Below are 12,885 nucleotides of genomic sequence, written 5' to 3'. Positions count from 1 at the left end.
TTCACACTTTACGGATTTTTTCTGACGCTGGTGTAGAGAGATGGAGGATTATATGGCTGATATTAAAATCTGGGCTATTTCGCTTTGTGTTGCTGCCGTAGCCGGGGGTATCATGAATCTGCTGATCCCCAACACAAGCCTTGAAAAGATTATGAAGCTGGTAGTAGCGGCCTTCTTCTTAAGCTGTGTAATCTCACCGGTGATTATGCGATTCCCCGAAATAAGGCTTACGCTTACGCAGGATGTGAAGGCTAGGGTAAATGAGGTTCAAGAGAATTTGGTATCAGCTGTGGATGGGCAGGTATCCGCGGCAGTAACAGAAAGGGTAAAAAAACTGTTAAAGGATATCAGGGTTGAGGCAGAAAATATTTCAGTTAGGTATAATACTGCGGACAATACCAGCATATCTATTAGTCAGATAGATGTTGTCTTTAAAAACAAATATGCCTCTCGTAAGGCAGAGATTAAAGAATATCTAAGCAGTAAAACAGGAAATCAGGTCAATGTTTATTTTTCCTGATTGGAGGACGTTATGGGCGGTAAGCAAGGCATTATCAGCATAAAAGATAAGCTGCTGGATTTATTTAAGGGTGACAAGAAAATTAAATTTATTGTAGCTGTTGGAATACTGGGTATTATTTTAATTCTTCTTTCAGATGTATTTGCACCTAAGAAGGAAAATAAGGCAGCCACTACTGCAAGTGATTACAGTCTTTCGCAGGAAAACCAAGAGCTTGAAAAGCAGATTTATGATATGGTTGCAACCATTGAAGGAGTAGGCAAAGCAAAAGTTATCGTCACGCTGGAAAATAGCGCGGAAAATATTTATGCGAAGGAACAAAAAAGAAATACTGATGTAACAAAAGATGCCCAAGGTGGGCAAGACACCAAAACAACCCAGAAGGACAGCACCGAAGAGAAATATATCTTTGTCGATGATCCAGATGGAGGCAAACAGGCGTTGCTAACAACACAGAAGGCACCGCTGGTAAAAGGGGTTGTGGTGGTATGTGAAGGCGGTGATGATACGACAGTGCGGTCACGGATTATAGACGCAGTGACCACGGCGCTTGACATAGGGTCTAACAGGGTTTGTGTCACTAAAATGTCCAATGTAAACAAATAAGGGCTTAGGAGGGAATCGTACTTATGGTATTTGGGAAAAGACAGATATTGCTGGCTACATTAGTACTTGCACTGGGGGTTGCAATCTATCTGAATTGGCAGTTCTCACAGAGTGGAAAGGATTTAACCTTAACAGACGACGTGGATGCATCTAAGAACTACGGTGAGGCTCAGTTTGTTGATAAGGAAGAGAATCAGCCCGCCGATGCTGTAGATGCTACGGATGTTGCCGATAAAGGTATTACCAATCCAACAGGGATGATTGAGGCAGCCATGACCAACGAGGCCGGTGAGGATTACTTCATAGAGGCACGATTAAACAAGAAGCAAAGTCGCGATAAGGCGGTTGAAACCTTGCAAGACATTCTGAAAGACTCAAAGGTGTCTGAAGAAGAAAAAAATATCGCCATAGCCACAGCGGCAAGCCTCTCTGATGCTATAGACGCAGAAAGCAATATCGAAAGCCTGATAAAAGCCAAAGGGTTTAAGGACTGCATTGCATTCATAGACGGCGAAAAGGCTAGCATTGTGGTAAAAACTGATGGATTGCTAAACAGCGAGGCCGCACAGATAAAGGATATTGTTTTGAAGGAATGCAAGGTTAAGGCAGAAAATATCACGATTATTCCGGTAAAATAGTTGTGTCTTTCTCATTTTGTGGTATAATACCATTATAGCAAATGGTGTTATACCACTTTCTTTTGTGAATAATGTAACAGTATAATATAATGCCCTACAATCATGTGGCGAAACGGAGGTTTACATGAAAGAGAGTACGATTAAGGATACCGTTGGCAGCTTAAAGATTTCTGAGGATGTTATCTCAAAAATTACCTGCACTGCAACCAAAGAGGTAAGCGGAGTAGCCGAGATGGCAACCATGCCTACTAGCTTTAAAGGGTTGGTAACAAAACCGGTTGTTCCGAATCCGGTAAAGATTTCGGTGCGAGAAGATGTGGCAATAATTGATGTTTATGTAAATCTTGTGGCTGGGGCTAAGATTCAAGAGGTTGCGCAGCAGATACAGTCGAATGTCAAGGCCTCCGTACAGAGTATGACAGGAATTGCGGTTTCCAAGGTAAATGTTCATGTAATCTCAATTGTATTTGGCGATGCCGAGGATAAACATTAAATCTGTTTGATAAGCCCTCCTTAAAGGCGGAGGGCTTATTTTACATTTGAATTGAAGCTGTTTTATAAACCTGAAAGGATGCTCAAAACATGTCGCGAAGAGAAGCCCGAGAACAGGCCTTTATTTTGATATTTGAAAAATCTTTTAGAACCGAAAATATGCAGGAGATTATTGATCTTGCCGTTAAGAGCCGTGAGTTGGAGGTTGAACCCTTTGCAGCCGAAGTAGCCCTGCATGCCGTAGAACATTTTGAAGCATTAGACGCAAGAATAGAAAGATTATCGTTAAAATGGAAGATGAACCGCATATCAAAGGTTGCGTTTGCCATTTTAAGGCTTGCTCTTTATGAAATGATTTATGAAAGCGACATTCCGGTAAGTGTTTCTATAAACGAAGCGGTTGAGCTTGCCAAAAAGTATGCCGGGGAAGAGGATTCATCTTTTGTAAACGGCGTTCTTGGTGCTGCGGCAAAAGAGCTCGAAGCAGACAAAGTTGGCGATGAAGTACAGGGCGATGCCAATTCCATGCCTGAAAAGTTTGAGGAGCAACAGTAATATGGCAGCCTTCTTGGGTATCGATACCAGTAACTATACTACCTCAGCCGCGGTATATGATGCTAAGTCTAACCTGATAATACATCAAAAAAAGCTGCTGCCGGTTGAGATCGGTGCACTTGGCCTAAAGCAGAGTGACGCAGTGTTTTGCCATGTTAAGCAGTTGCCTGTAATTATGGAACAGCTGTCGGCCTTACAGCCTGCTTTTGATTTTGATGCAGTTGGCTATTCGGCCAGACCACGTGATGCTGAAGGTTCCTATATGCCCTGCTTTTTAGTGGGGGAATGCGCTGCAAGATCGATAGCCGCAGCACTTAAAATACCGGCATACGGTTTTTCACATCAGGCCGGGCATATTGCTGCGGCCCTTTATTCTGTGAAACGGCTGGACCTTATGAACCGCCGGTTTATTGCATTCCATGTTTCGGGCGGTACGACCGACTGCCTTTTAGTGAGCCCCGGTAAGGAACAGCTTTTAGATATCAACCAGATAGCCTCCAGCCTTGATTTAAAGGCTGGGCAGGCCATTGACCGGGTAGGTGTCATGCTGGGGCTGCCGTTCCCTGCAGGTAGACATCTGGAGGAATTAGCACTTACGAGCAGTACACGGTTTAAGATAACACCCACTATCCGAGGTATGGATTGTTGCCTTTCCGGGCTTGAAAACATCTGCAAAAGAATGGTTGTTGATGGTAAACCAAGCTGTGATATAGCGTTTTATTGCATTGAACACATCGCAGCAACGCTTGATAAAATGACTGAGCTTGTACTGAAAGAATACGGTAACCTGCCGATTATCTATGCGGGTGGTGTGATGTCGAACTCCATCATACGCGCACGGTTTACCGAAAAATACGGTGGCATGTTTGCAGAGCCGGAATATTCCAGTGATAACGCTGCAGGGGTCGCTATACTAACCGCAAGTAAAGCCGGTCAATTGCGATAGTAATGATGGGGGTTGCTATGGGTTCTTCCAGAATCTTAACTGTAACACAGGTTAATACCTATATTAAATCTATTATTGAGGGAGACCGAAAGTTAAACCGCATTATGCTTCGCGGCGAGATATCTAACTTTAAGAGTCAATTCTCCTCAGGACATTTTTATTTTACGCTAAAGGATAGCGAGTCTTCTATCCGCGCGGTGATGTTCAAAAAATATGCCTCAACTGTACGGTTTACCCCTGAAAACGGGATGTCGGTGGTTGTAAGCGGGGATATCTCGGTGTACGAAAAGGAAGGTCAGTATCAGGTTTACTGTACCGATATGATGCCAGACGGAATCGGCAGCCTTGCGCTTGCGTTTGAGCAATTGAAACAACGTTTAAGTGAGGAAGGACTATTTAATCCAGAACATAAAAAGGCTATTCCGCAGATTCCTAAGCGGATTGCCGTTATCACCTCAAAGACAGGGGCGGCAATTCAGGATATCCTCAGTGTTCTGTCACGGCGATACCCTGTTGCGGAGGTCATCCTGTGCCCGGTCACGGTACAAGGCGCTGACGCTCCTGCAAGTATTGTAAACGCACTGGGGGCAGTAAACCGTCTGAATGATATCGATGTAATTATTCTTGCCCGCGGCGGCGGTAGCTACGAAGACCTTTTCTGTTTTAACGATGAAGTGGTTGCAAGAGCCATTTATGACAGTAAGGTTCCTGTAATCTCGGCCATTGGGCACGAAACCGATTTTACCATTGCTGATTTTGTGGCGGATTTACGCGCGCCAACTCCCTCAGCGGCCTCAGAGCTGGCAGTTCCCGAGTTAACCGAGCTACAAAACCGATTGCACCAGCTGGGCCGGCAGCTTAATGTATCCTACGCTGAACAGTTCAGTAAAGCGAGTACCCGAATGAATTTGATAGCAGATAATTTTTATGCCATGAGTCCTCTGAAAAAGCTTAAGGGGCATTACGAGCAACTGCAAAACGACACTGTGCGCCTAAACTCTGTTATGATAAATAAATTTGCAGTAAAGCAGAATCAATGGCTTTATTATACCGATATGTTGGATGCGCTTAGCCCGTTAAAGGTTTTACAGCGTGGGTATGCGTTGGCGTATAAAAACAACAGGGTCATTAAGAGTACCGGAGAGATTCATACAGGAGACCAGGTAACTGTCCGAATCGCTGACGGTGAGTTTGATGCAAAGGTACTTTGAGGTATGAAAGGTATAATGCTATATGAGTAAACAAGACAAACAAATGAGTATTGAAGAAACCTTTTCTGCACTGGAAGGGATTATCAGGCAGCTTGAAAGCGGTGAGACCGATTTAGAAACCTCATTAAAGCTCTACGAGCAGGGAACACTACTTTTATCTGAGTGCCAAAAAAAGCTGAAGACGGCTGAACTGAAGATTACGGAGTTATCCGGTGTATCCGGCCAATAAATATTATGTAAAGGGTTTCGTTATGAGCAGTTATTCCGAGCGGTTGAATGAATATATATCCATGGTTAATAATGAGCTTGACAGGCTGCTACCGGAGCAGAGAATTCCGCAGCAGGTGGTAATAGATGCGATGCGCTACAGCCTTTTATCGGGTGGTAAGCGTATTCGTGCTGTTCTTGTATTGGAATTTTGCCGTATGTGCGGCGGGGATGTTGCCGCTGCGCTGCCTATTGCATGTGCTGTAGAAATGCTTCATTGCTATTCACTCATACATGATGATCTTCCGTGCATGGATGATGATGACCTGCGCAGAGGAAGGCCATCCTGTCATATTGCCTTTGGTGAAGCAAACGCCTTACTTGCCGGTGACGGGCTGCTCACGCTTGCCTTTGAAACAATACTGTCCTCACGCAATTTAGCACCGGAGCAGATTGTGAAGGCTGCCGGGGTACTCTCCAAGGCTGCGGGGTATCAGGGAATGGTGGGCGGGCAGACGGTTGACCTGCAGAATGAAGGGAAGCCGATCTCAGGTGAGACGCTTGAGTATATTCATGCTTTAAAAACTGGTGCATTGATACGTGCCGCGGTACAGATGGGCTGTATTACTGCAAAGGCAGACGAAGGTTTGTGTAGCGGCGCTGATGAATATGCTGAAAAAATCGGCTTGTCGTTTCAGATTATTGATGATATACTTGATATTGTCGGGTTTGCCCAAGAAATGGGGAAGCCTGTAGGCAGTGATAGGAATAATGATAAAACAACCTTTGCAACCCTGTACGGGGTTGACAAAGCTAGACAAATTGTTAAAACCCTTAATGATGAGGCTAAAGCTTTACTGAAACGGTTCCCGAAAGCGAATGAATTCATCTATGAGTTTACCGATTCGCTGACCAGCCGAACCTGTTAAGCAATAGTGTATACGATACTTTGGCTGCACAGTGAGGCGGCGGAATGGGGCTGTTATGGACGATATATACGATCTTATAAACAACTATATTCTCTCCGCGGCAGTATTATCATGGATAACCGCACAGGTTATTAAAACAATTCTCACACTCATTACAACCAAACGTTTTGAGTTTGAACGGCTGGTTGGCGCGGGTGGTATGCCAAGTGCCCATTCGGCCCTTGTTTGTTCCATGACCTTTGCGGTTGCGAGAAAAGAAGGATTCGGTTCACCACTGTTTGCACTTTCTTTAATGTTTGCGGCTATAGTAATGTATGATGCAATGGGTGTTCGCCGTGCGGCAGGCGAACAGGCAAAGGTAATCAATAAAATTGTAGTAAGCATCAGGCGCCCGGAAGATAAACATGAAGAAGAAATCGAGTGCATCAGTAAGAAAAGGTTTCGAAAGGATAAAAACAAATTTATTAAAATTGATGATATGCAGTTTAAAAAGCTGAAGGAGTATCTTGGGCACACACCTCTTGAAGTATTAGGTGGGGCCCTGCTCGGTATTATTATGGCACTGATTATACCCATGCGCTGATTCTCACTTTAAACTTATGCCGCGCCTTATAAAGGAGAACTACCTATAGGATGGATAACGATAGTCTTTTGCGAAAACTGAATCTGCCCGAAGACCTCAAAAAGCTGAATGATTTTGAATTAAATCAGCTTTGTATTGAGATTCGGGAAGTTCTTATAGAAACAATCTCCCAAACCGGTGGACATCTGGCTTCCAATCTGGGCATGGTTGAGCTTACTGTTGCAATTCATACTGTATTTGATTCCCCACAGGACCGTATATTGTTTGATGTTGGGCATCAATGTTACACCCATAAGCTACTTACCGGAAGGTTAGAGCAGTTTAGCTCCTTGAGGCAGGAGAACGGTATCTCCGGCTTTCCAAAAAGCAAAGAGAATATCCACGATGCCTTTATCTCAGGGCATGCAGGGAATGCGATCTCCGCAGCGTGCGGTATCGCGGCTGCAAAACGCCTAAACGGTGAAGAGGGCAAGGTGCTTGCTATTGTTGGTGACGGCTCTTTTACCAATGGTCTTACCTTTGAGGGGATGAACAATACCGGTAAGGCGGCTGAAAACCTGATAGTGATCCTAAACGACAACGAGATGTCCATCTCAAAAAATGTCGGGGCGCTCGCGAAATATTTAGCAAAAATCCGTTCACGTCCAAGTTATTTTAATGCCAAAGACAGGGCACACCGTATTTTAGACCATATGCCTTTGCTGGGTGACCCAATAGAGAAGCTCCTGATAAGAGGAAAAACCACCTTTAAAGAGCTGCTATACCACAGCAATTACTTTGAAGCCTTTGGTTTTACCTACCTTGGCCCTGTAGACGGGCATGATTTGTCACGGCTAAAAAACGTACTTTTAAGGGCTAAAGCTTTAAAAGAACCTGTTTTTATTCATGTTGATACTGTAAAGGGAAAAGGCTTTGCAAGTGCAGAAGAGAACCCGGGAGCCTTCCATGGCATCGCGCAGATGGATCTTTCGGGCAAGTATACAACTACTTCAAGCTGTGAAACCTTTTCTACCTGTTTTGGACAGTGCCTGTTGGAGCTTGCGGATAAAGACGACCGAATCTGTGCCATTACCGCGGCAATGAAGTATGCGACCGGTCTGAATTTTTTCTATAAGAAGTATAAAGAGCGATTTTTTGATGTAGGTATCGCCGAAGAACACGGTGTTACCTTTGCGGCAGGTCTTGCCACGGGCGGAAAGCTGCCTGTTTTTGCGGTTTACTCTACATTTTTACAGCGTGCTTATGACGAGGTGCTGCATGATGCGGCCATAGAACAAACACATATTGTTCTGGCGGTAGACCGTGCGGGAATTGTTGGGGATGATGGGGAGACTCATCAGGGGCTGTTCGATGTTGCTTTCCTTTCCTCCATTCCTGGTATCACAATCTTTTCGCCTTTCACTTACGCTGAACTGCAGCTTACCTTGAAGGAAGCGCTTTATAATACTCCCGGTGTGGTTGCGGTGCGTTACCCACGAGGCTCGCAAGGTTTATATGCCGATACCTTTGAGTCTTCGATTGAATATACTCATTTATCAGATTCTAAGGACAGTAATCTACTGGTTATTACCTATGGCCGTGAATTCAGCGAAGTATTGCTCGCACGGGATAAAAGCACAGAGAAATTTGATATCCTCAAGCTTACAAAGATAACCCCTATTCCGCCGGAATGTGTGACTATGGCCAAAGGCTATCAGCACATTCTTTTTATCGAAGAAGGCATACAGAACGGCTCGGTTGCCGAGCATTTTCATACCCTGCTTGCGAAGAACGGCTATACCGGAAGCTTTACGATAAAAGCGGTGGATAACTGCTTTGTTACACAGGCTTCGGTTAGCTCCTCCATCAGGAATGTAGGGCTGGACAGTGACAGTATTGTAGAATATATAAAACAGGAGAGCCTGCGGTGAGTGAGAATAGATTGCGTTTGGACGCTGCACTGGTTGAACAGGGGCTTGCGCAAAGCCGGGAACGCGCCAAGGCGCTGATTATGTCCGGAGTGGTATTCGTAAATGGACAAAAGGTCGATAAGCCCGGTGAAGAGATAAAAGAAGGAGCAGATATCCGTGTAAACGGTTCCGATATAAAATATGTCAGCCGTGGCGGCCTAAAGCTCGAAAAAGCAATGACAACCTTTCAGCTCTCATTGAATGATTGTATATGTATGGATATTGGCGCCTCAACCGGCGGCTTTACCGATTGTATGTTGCAAAACGGTGCAAAAAAGGTGTATGCTGTTGATGTTGGTTACGGTCAGTTGGCTTGGAAACTGCGCACGGATGAACGTGTAATCAACCTTGAACGTACCAACATTCGTTATGTAACACGGGAACAGGTTGGTGAACCGTTGGATTTTGCAAGTATAGATGTATCTTTTATCTCCCTAACGCTGGTGTTGCCGGTGGCTTTTTCACTTTTAAAGAATAACGGTGAGGTGGTCTGTCTTGTGAAACCGCAATTTGAAGCGGGAAAAGGCAAGGTGGGCAAAAAGGGTGTTGTACGGGAGCCGGAGATTCATTTAGAGGTGCTGCAAAAAATTGCGAACACCTTGCCGGAGATAGGTTTTACCTTATTAGGCGCTGACTATTCTCCCGTAAAAGGGCCAGAGGGGAATATAGAGTACCTGTACTATCTGAAAAAATCCGCTGAGTGTCTTGCGCCTGCAACAATTGATTTAGAGGCTTTGGTACAAGCGTCTCATGAGAATTTTAAGGCATAGCATTACATGCGTCGTAGGTGTTTAGTAAAGCATGCCATTAGTGAGGGATTAAACCGGATATGAGTGAATTAAAGGCGTTTTTAATCCCTAATCTGGATAAGCCAAACAGCCTGAATTGTACAACCGAGGTCTGCAGAGAACTACTCAAGATCGGGGTTATCCCCTGCCTTGAGGATGACAAGCAAAAACACTTTACGCGTATCGGCGCGCTGTTTGGTTCGTTTGATTCTATAATGCGGGGCTGCAATTTTGTCGTGACAATCGGCGGTGACGGCACTCTGTTGCATGCGGCCAAAAAAGCAGCCTTTTATGGTAAGCCTGTAGTAGGGGTTAATGTAGGCAGGCTTGGCTTTATGTCGTTTATTGAGCCCAATAACCTTTCGGTATTAAACCGGGTTACGAACGGAGACTACAACACCGAAAATCGCATGATGCTGGAGATTATCAAACAATCCGGCAATATTGAGCAGAGCTATTATGCTTTAAATGATGCTGTTATCTCTAAGGGCATTAAGGCACAGATTATTGACCTTAATGTAGCATGTAATGATAAAGCTGTGAGTAGCTACCGTGCTGATGGTATTATTCTTTCTACCCCCACCGGTTCCACGGCTTATAATATGGCGGCGGGAGGGCCGGTGATATCGCCGTATGTTGAATGTATTACGATGACACCTATCTGTGCGCATTCTTTGGTTTCAAGAACGATTATCTTCTCACCCGAGGATGTTATTTCCGTTACGAGCGGTAAAGAGAGAGACGGGTGTGAAGTCTACCTGACTGTCGACGGCGAAGAGGCCATAAAGATAGATATCGAAGACACTATAATAATAAAAAAATCATCAGTCTATGTTAAATTATTAAACCTTGAATATAAAGATTTCTTTGAAGTGCTTAACCAAAAGGTATTGTTACGTGGTTAACCTATAAGGTGTCTTACATTGTATTTTTTACCCTTACCATTGTCTGCTGTGCATGGTAAGGTAAACCCATGCGCTTCACTTCTTGCTCTGCACAGCGGCGGAACGGATGGTTATGATGAAAACAAAACGGCATACCAAGATACTGGAGCTCATCTCCGAGAACAGTATCAATACGCAGGAGGAGCTGCTCAGTCGTCTGCGTGAAAGCGGTTACAATGTCACTCAGGCGACGGTTTCCCGCGATATTAAAGAGCTCAAGTTGATTAAAACCCTAGGGGAGGATGGCAACTACAAATACTCCTCCAACCTGCGCGAGAAGGATGTTGAAATCAACTACAACTTTCATACCCTTTTTGTGAAATCGGCAGTGCATATAGATTACTCAGGGAATATTGTATGCGTGAAATGCTATACCGGTATGGCCAATGCAGCCTGTGCAGCATTTGACTCACTCAACTGGAAGGGTGTAGTCGGAACTTTGGCGGGCGACGATACTATTTTCATCTTAACCCGTTCGGAAGAAACCTCCATGATGCTGATGCATGATTTGATGAAGCTGATGGATTAGGTAAATGCTGTTATGTCATAAATATGGCAGGTGATTTGATATGCTTTCTGAACTCTATATCGATAATATTGCGGTGATTGAACAAACCTCTATTGTTTTGGGACAGGGTTTTAATATCTTTACCGGTGAGACCGGTGCCGGCAAGTCGATACTTATTGATTCCATCAACGCGGTTCTGGGCGAACGAACCTCGAAGGATTTGATACGTACCGGTGCTAATAAGGCCAGCGTTACCGCTCTATTTACCGATATTTCTGAGGATGCCGTTTTTAAGCTTCAAGAGCTTGGCTATGAGCCGGATGAGGGCAACACGGTTCTAATCTCCCGAGAGCTTACGGCAGACGGCAGAGCGAACTGTCGTATCGGCGGGCGGCCGGCTACTGTGGCACTGTTACGTGAATTGGGTACATACCTTATCAACATTCATGGCCAGCATGATAATCAAGCGCTGCTGGATGCCGATAAGCATATGAAGTTCATCGACAGCTTCGGTAATCTCTCCGCAGATTGTAGCTGTTATGCAAGCCAGTATGAGCAGCTGAGAACTATTGAAAACCGCCTCAGTAAGATATCTACCGATGAAGCGGAGAAGGCACGCAGGGTAGATTTGCTAAAATTCCAAATCAGCGAGATAGAAGAGGCAGGCCTGCAGCCCGATGAAGAGGATGAGCTGTTGGCAAAGCGCAAGCGGATTAAGAATGCTGCACGGATACTGGATGGGCTTAATACAGCCTATGATAATCTTTCGGGCAATGAGGAGACAGCGGGGGGCTGTAGCTTAGTTGCCAATGCTTCACAAGCGCTTAACGAGCTTTCTGCTTTTTTAGAGGACGTTGCCGAAATGTCGGAGCGTATTGGCTCCATCACTCTGGAGCTTGAAGAGATTTCAAACGATATACACGAAATACTTGATGATTTTGAATTTGACCCGCGCCTGATTGACCAAATTGAGTACCGATTAGATACGATTTATAAGCTTAAAAAGAAGTATGGCAGCAGCGTTGAAGAAGTTCTGCAATATCTGGAGAAAGCCAAGCAGGAGCTGGAAGAGATTGAGCTTTCAGATGAACTGATCAATAAGCTGACAATCCAACGTGCTGAGGTTTACGAGAAAACCCGAGAGGCGGCAATGCTGCTTTCTGCCAAGCGAAATGAGTTTGCTACAGAATTCGCACGTCGTGTTAAGCTGGAGCTGGAGTTTTTGGATATGCCCAGCGTACAGCTGGTAATTTCTAATAAGCAGGGCGATATGCGGCCCTCTGGGATAGACAATATTGAATTCTTAATCTCAACAAATCCCGGAGAGCCACCAAAGCCGCTTTCAAAGATTGCTTCCGGCGGTGAGCTTTCCCGCATCATGCTTGCCATTAAAACCGTTTTGGTAGGTAAGGACGACGTGGATACCATGATTTTTGATGAGATTGATACCGGTGTGAGTGGTCGTGCCGCACAGAAGATTGGCTTGAAGCTGCGTGAGATTGCAAGGGGACGGCAGGTAATCTGTGTAACCCATCTTGCTCAGATTGCAGCGCTCGGTGACCATCATATGTTGATTGAAAAAAAGGTGCGGGAAGGGAAAACCTATACTGAGGTGCATACTCTTAGCCGCGAACAGCGCATGCAAGAGCTTGCGCGCATCATGGGTGGCGATGCCATTACTGAACTGATGCTATCCAATGCTGATGAAATGCTTAAGCTTGCAGGAAATTAAATTTGTAGGTTTGTCAAACATCTTGGACAGTGTTAGGAAAGAGCAAGCTTTTCAAGTGGCGAAAGCCAGCGAAGTGGGCGCATCGGTATGTTATTGGAACGATTTTGATGTGCAGCTAGCTGCACATCAAAATCGGCGAGTGAATAAAAGTGGTGTATGTCATAGAAACGCTTTTGGTCTTCACGGTGGCTACGTTCTACCTTGCCGTTGTGTCGGGGTGTATAAGGACGAATAAGTTTATGTCTGATACCCAGTTTCAGTGCCGTTTGTTCAAACA

At 44.9% G+C, this 12,885-nt stretch carries 16 protein-coding genes; 15 read left to right on the top strand and 1 reads right to left on the bottom strand.

Going from position 1 to position 12,885, the window contains the following annotated elements:
* Nucleotides 1–52 precede the first annotated feature (52 nt).
* The 15 genes from BLR50_RS07575 to recN all read left to right on the top strand — a co-directional run bounded on the left by BLR50_RS07575 (nucleotide 53) and on the right by recN (nucleotide 12,608).
* The gene (locus BLR50_RS07575) at nucleotides 53–520 is read left to right on the top strand and encodes a stage III sporulation protein AF (RefSeq protein WP_092640190.1); all 468 of its coding nucleotides are present in this window, start codon (nucleotides 53–55) and stop codon (nucleotides 518–520) included.
* Nucleotides 521–532: 12 nt separating this feature from the next.
* Nucleotides 533–1,126 (top strand): hypothetical protein, encoded by a 594-nt coding sequence (locus BLR50_RS07570; protein WP_092640188.1) that lies wholly within the window; start codon nucleotides 533–535, stop codon nucleotides 1,124–1,126.
* Nucleotides 1,127–1,149: 23 nt separating this feature from the next.
* Nucleotides 1,150–1,764, top strand: a complete 615-nt coding sequence (locus tag BLR50_RS07565; RefSeq protein ID WP_092640186.1) for a SpoIIIAH-like family protein — start codon at nucleotides 1,150–1,152, stop codon at nucleotides 1,762–1,764.
* Nucleotides 1,765–1,888: 124 nt separating this feature from the next.
* Entirely contained in the window at nucleotides 1,889–2,257 is a 369-nt protein-coding gene (locus BLR50_RS07560; RefSeq protein ID WP_092640184.1) for an Asp23/Gls24 family envelope stress response protein, read from the top strand.
* An 89-nt stretch (nucleotides 2,258–2,346) separates the two neighbouring features.
* On the top strand, nucleotides 2,347–2,811 hold the full coding sequence (gene nusB / locus BLR50_RS07555) for a transcription antitermination factor NusB (protein ID WP_092640182.1): 465 nt from the start codon (nucleotides 2,347–2,349) through the stop codon (nucleotides 2,809–2,811).
* A gap of 1 nt (nucleotide 2,812) precedes the next feature.
* Nucleotides 2,813–3,757: a tRNA (adenosine(37)-N6)-threonylcarbamoyltransferase complex transferase subunit TsaD gene (locus BLR50_RS07550; RefSeq protein WP_092640180.1), complete on the top strand. Its 945-nt coding sequence runs from the start codon at nucleotides 2,813–2,815 to the stop codon at nucleotides 3,755–3,757.
* Between the two features lie 17 nt (nucleotides 3,758–3,774).
* Complete coding sequence (xseA, locus tag BLR50_RS07545; protein WP_092640285.1) at nucleotides 3,775–4,968, top strand: exodeoxyribonuclease VII large subunit; 1,194 nt, start codon at nucleotides 3,775–3,777, stop codon at nucleotides 4,966–4,968.
* 22 nt (nucleotides 4,969–4,990) lie between these two features.
* A complete protein-coding gene (xseB, locus tag BLR50_RS07540) occupies nucleotides 4,991–5,197 on the top strand; it encodes an exodeoxyribonuclease VII small subunit (RefSeq protein WP_092640178.1) in 207 nt (68 codons plus the stop codon).
* Nucleotides 5,198–5,219: 22 nt separating this feature from the next.
* Nucleotides 5,220–6,104 carry a polyprenyl synthetase family protein gene (locus tag BLR50_RS07535; RefSeq protein ID WP_092640176.1) on the top strand — a complete coding sequence of 295 codons (885 nt, stop codon included), beginning with the start codon at nucleotides 5,220–5,222 and terminating at the stop codon, nucleotides 6,102–6,104.
* A 55-nt stretch (nucleotides 6,105–6,159) separates the two neighbouring features.
* Nucleotides 6,160–6,687, top strand: a complete 528-nt coding sequence (locus BLR50_RS07530; protein WP_092640174.1) for a divergent PAP2 family protein — start codon at nucleotides 6,160–6,162, stop codon at nucleotides 6,685–6,687.
* A gap of 50 nt (nucleotides 6,688–6,737) precedes the next feature.
* The gene (gene dxs / locus BLR50_RS07525; protein ID WP_092640172.1) at nucleotides 6,738–8,597 is read left to right on the top strand and encodes a 1-deoxy-D-xylulose-5-phosphate synthase; all 1,860 of its coding nucleotides are present in this window, start codon (nucleotides 6,738–6,740) and stop codon (nucleotides 8,595–8,597) included.
* Entirely contained in the window at nucleotides 8,594–9,406 is an 813-nt protein-coding gene (locus BLR50_RS07520; protein ID WP_092640170.1) for a TlyA family RNA methyltransferase, read from the top strand. The genes dxs and BLR50_RS07520 overlap by 4 nt, the downstream gene beginning before the upstream one ends.
* 59 nt (nucleotides 9,407–9,465) lie before the next feature.
* Nucleotides 9,466–10,329, top strand: coding sequence for an NAD(+)/NADH kinase (locus BLR50_RS07515; protein WP_092640168.1), 864 nt, complete (start codon nucleotides 9,466–9,468; stop codon nucleotides 10,327–10,329).
* Nucleotides 10,330–10,444: 115 nt separating this feature from the next.
* A complete protein-coding gene (argR, locus tag BLR50_RS07510) occupies nucleotides 10,445–10,897 on the top strand; it encodes an arginine repressor (protein ID WP_205408678.1) in 453 nt (150 codons plus the stop codon).
* Nucleotides 10,898–10,937: 40 nt separating this feature from the next.
* Nucleotides 10,938–12,608 (top strand): DNA repair protein RecN, encoded by a 1,671-nt coding sequence (gene recN, locus BLR50_RS07505; RefSeq protein WP_092640164.1) that lies wholly within the window; start codon nucleotides 10,938–10,940, stop codon nucleotides 12,606–12,608.
* A 32-nt stretch (nucleotides 12,609–12,640) separates the two neighbouring features.
* On the opposite strand, the gene BLR50_RS07500 is transcribed toward recN, so the two are convergent.
* Nucleotides 12,641–12,885: integrase core domain-containing protein (locus BLR50_RS07500; protein ID WP_143008067.1), on the bottom strand; the 245-nt coding region annotated here is incomplete at its 5' end.

This window comes from Acetanaerobacterium elongatum (assembly GCF_900103835.1).
Classification (GTDB): domain Bacteria; phylum Bacillota; class Clostridia; order Oscillospirales; family Ruminococcaceae; genus Acetanaerobacterium; species Acetanaerobacterium elongatum.
Note: the sequence above shows the minus strand (reverse complement) of the source record. Positions and strands in the feature narration are given on the sequence as shown.

Excerpts from the sequence above, each read along its gene's own strand:
- dxs (WP_092640172.1), top strand. The coding sequence starts at position 6,738 with ATGGATAACGATAGTCTTTTGCGAAAACTGAATCTGCCCGAAGACCTC.
- xseB (WP_092640178.1), top strand. The coding sequence starts at position 4,991 with ATGAGTAAACAAGACAAACAAATGAGTATTGAAGAAACCTTTTCTGCA.
- recN (WP_092640164.1), top strand. The coding sequence starts at position 10,938 with ATGCTTTCTGAACTCTATATCGATAATATTGCGGTGATTGAACAAACC.
- nusB (WP_092640182.1), top strand. The coding sequence starts at position 2,347 with ATGTCGCGAAGAGAAGCCCGAGAACAGGCCTTTATTTTGATATTTGAA.
- BLR50_RS07515 (WP_092640168.1), top strand. The coding sequence starts at position 9,466 with ATGAGTGAATTAAAGGCGTTTTTAATCCCTAATCTGGATAAGCCAAAC.
- xseA (WP_092640285.1), top strand. The coding sequence starts at position 3,775 with ATGGGTTCTTCCAGAATCTTAACTGTAACACAGGTTAATACCTATATT.
- BLR50_RS07530 (WP_092640174.1), top strand. The coding sequence starts at position 6,160 with ATGGACGATATATACGATCTTATAAACAACTATATTCTCTCCGCGGCA.
- BLR50_RS07575 (WP_092640190.1), top strand. The coding sequence starts at position 53 with ATGGCTGATATTAAAATCTGGGCTATTTCGCTTTGTGTTGCTGCCGTA.
- BLR50_RS07565 (WP_092640186.1), top strand. The coding sequence starts at position 1,150 with ATGGTATTTGGGAAAAGACAGATATTGCTGGCTACATTAGTACTTGCA.
- BLR50_RS07570 (WP_092640188.1), top strand. The coding sequence starts at position 533 with ATGGGCGGTAAGCAAGGCATTATCAGCATAAAAGATAAGCTGCTGGAT.
- BLR50_RS07535 (WP_092640176.1), top strand. The coding sequence starts at position 5,220 with ATGAGCAGTTATTCCGAGCGGTTGAATGAATATATATCCATGGTTAAT.
- argR (WP_205408678.1), top strand. The coding sequence starts at position 10,445 with ATGAAAACAAAACGGCATACCAAGATACTGGAGCTCATCTCCGAGAAC.
- BLR50_RS07560 (WP_092640184.1), top strand. The coding sequence starts at position 1,889 with ATGAAAGAGAGTACGATTAAGGATACCGTTGGCAGCTTAAAGATTTCT.
- BLR50_RS07550 (WP_092640180.1), top strand. The coding sequence starts at position 2,813 with ATGGCAGCCTTCTTGGGTATCGATACCAGTAACTATACTACCTCAGCC.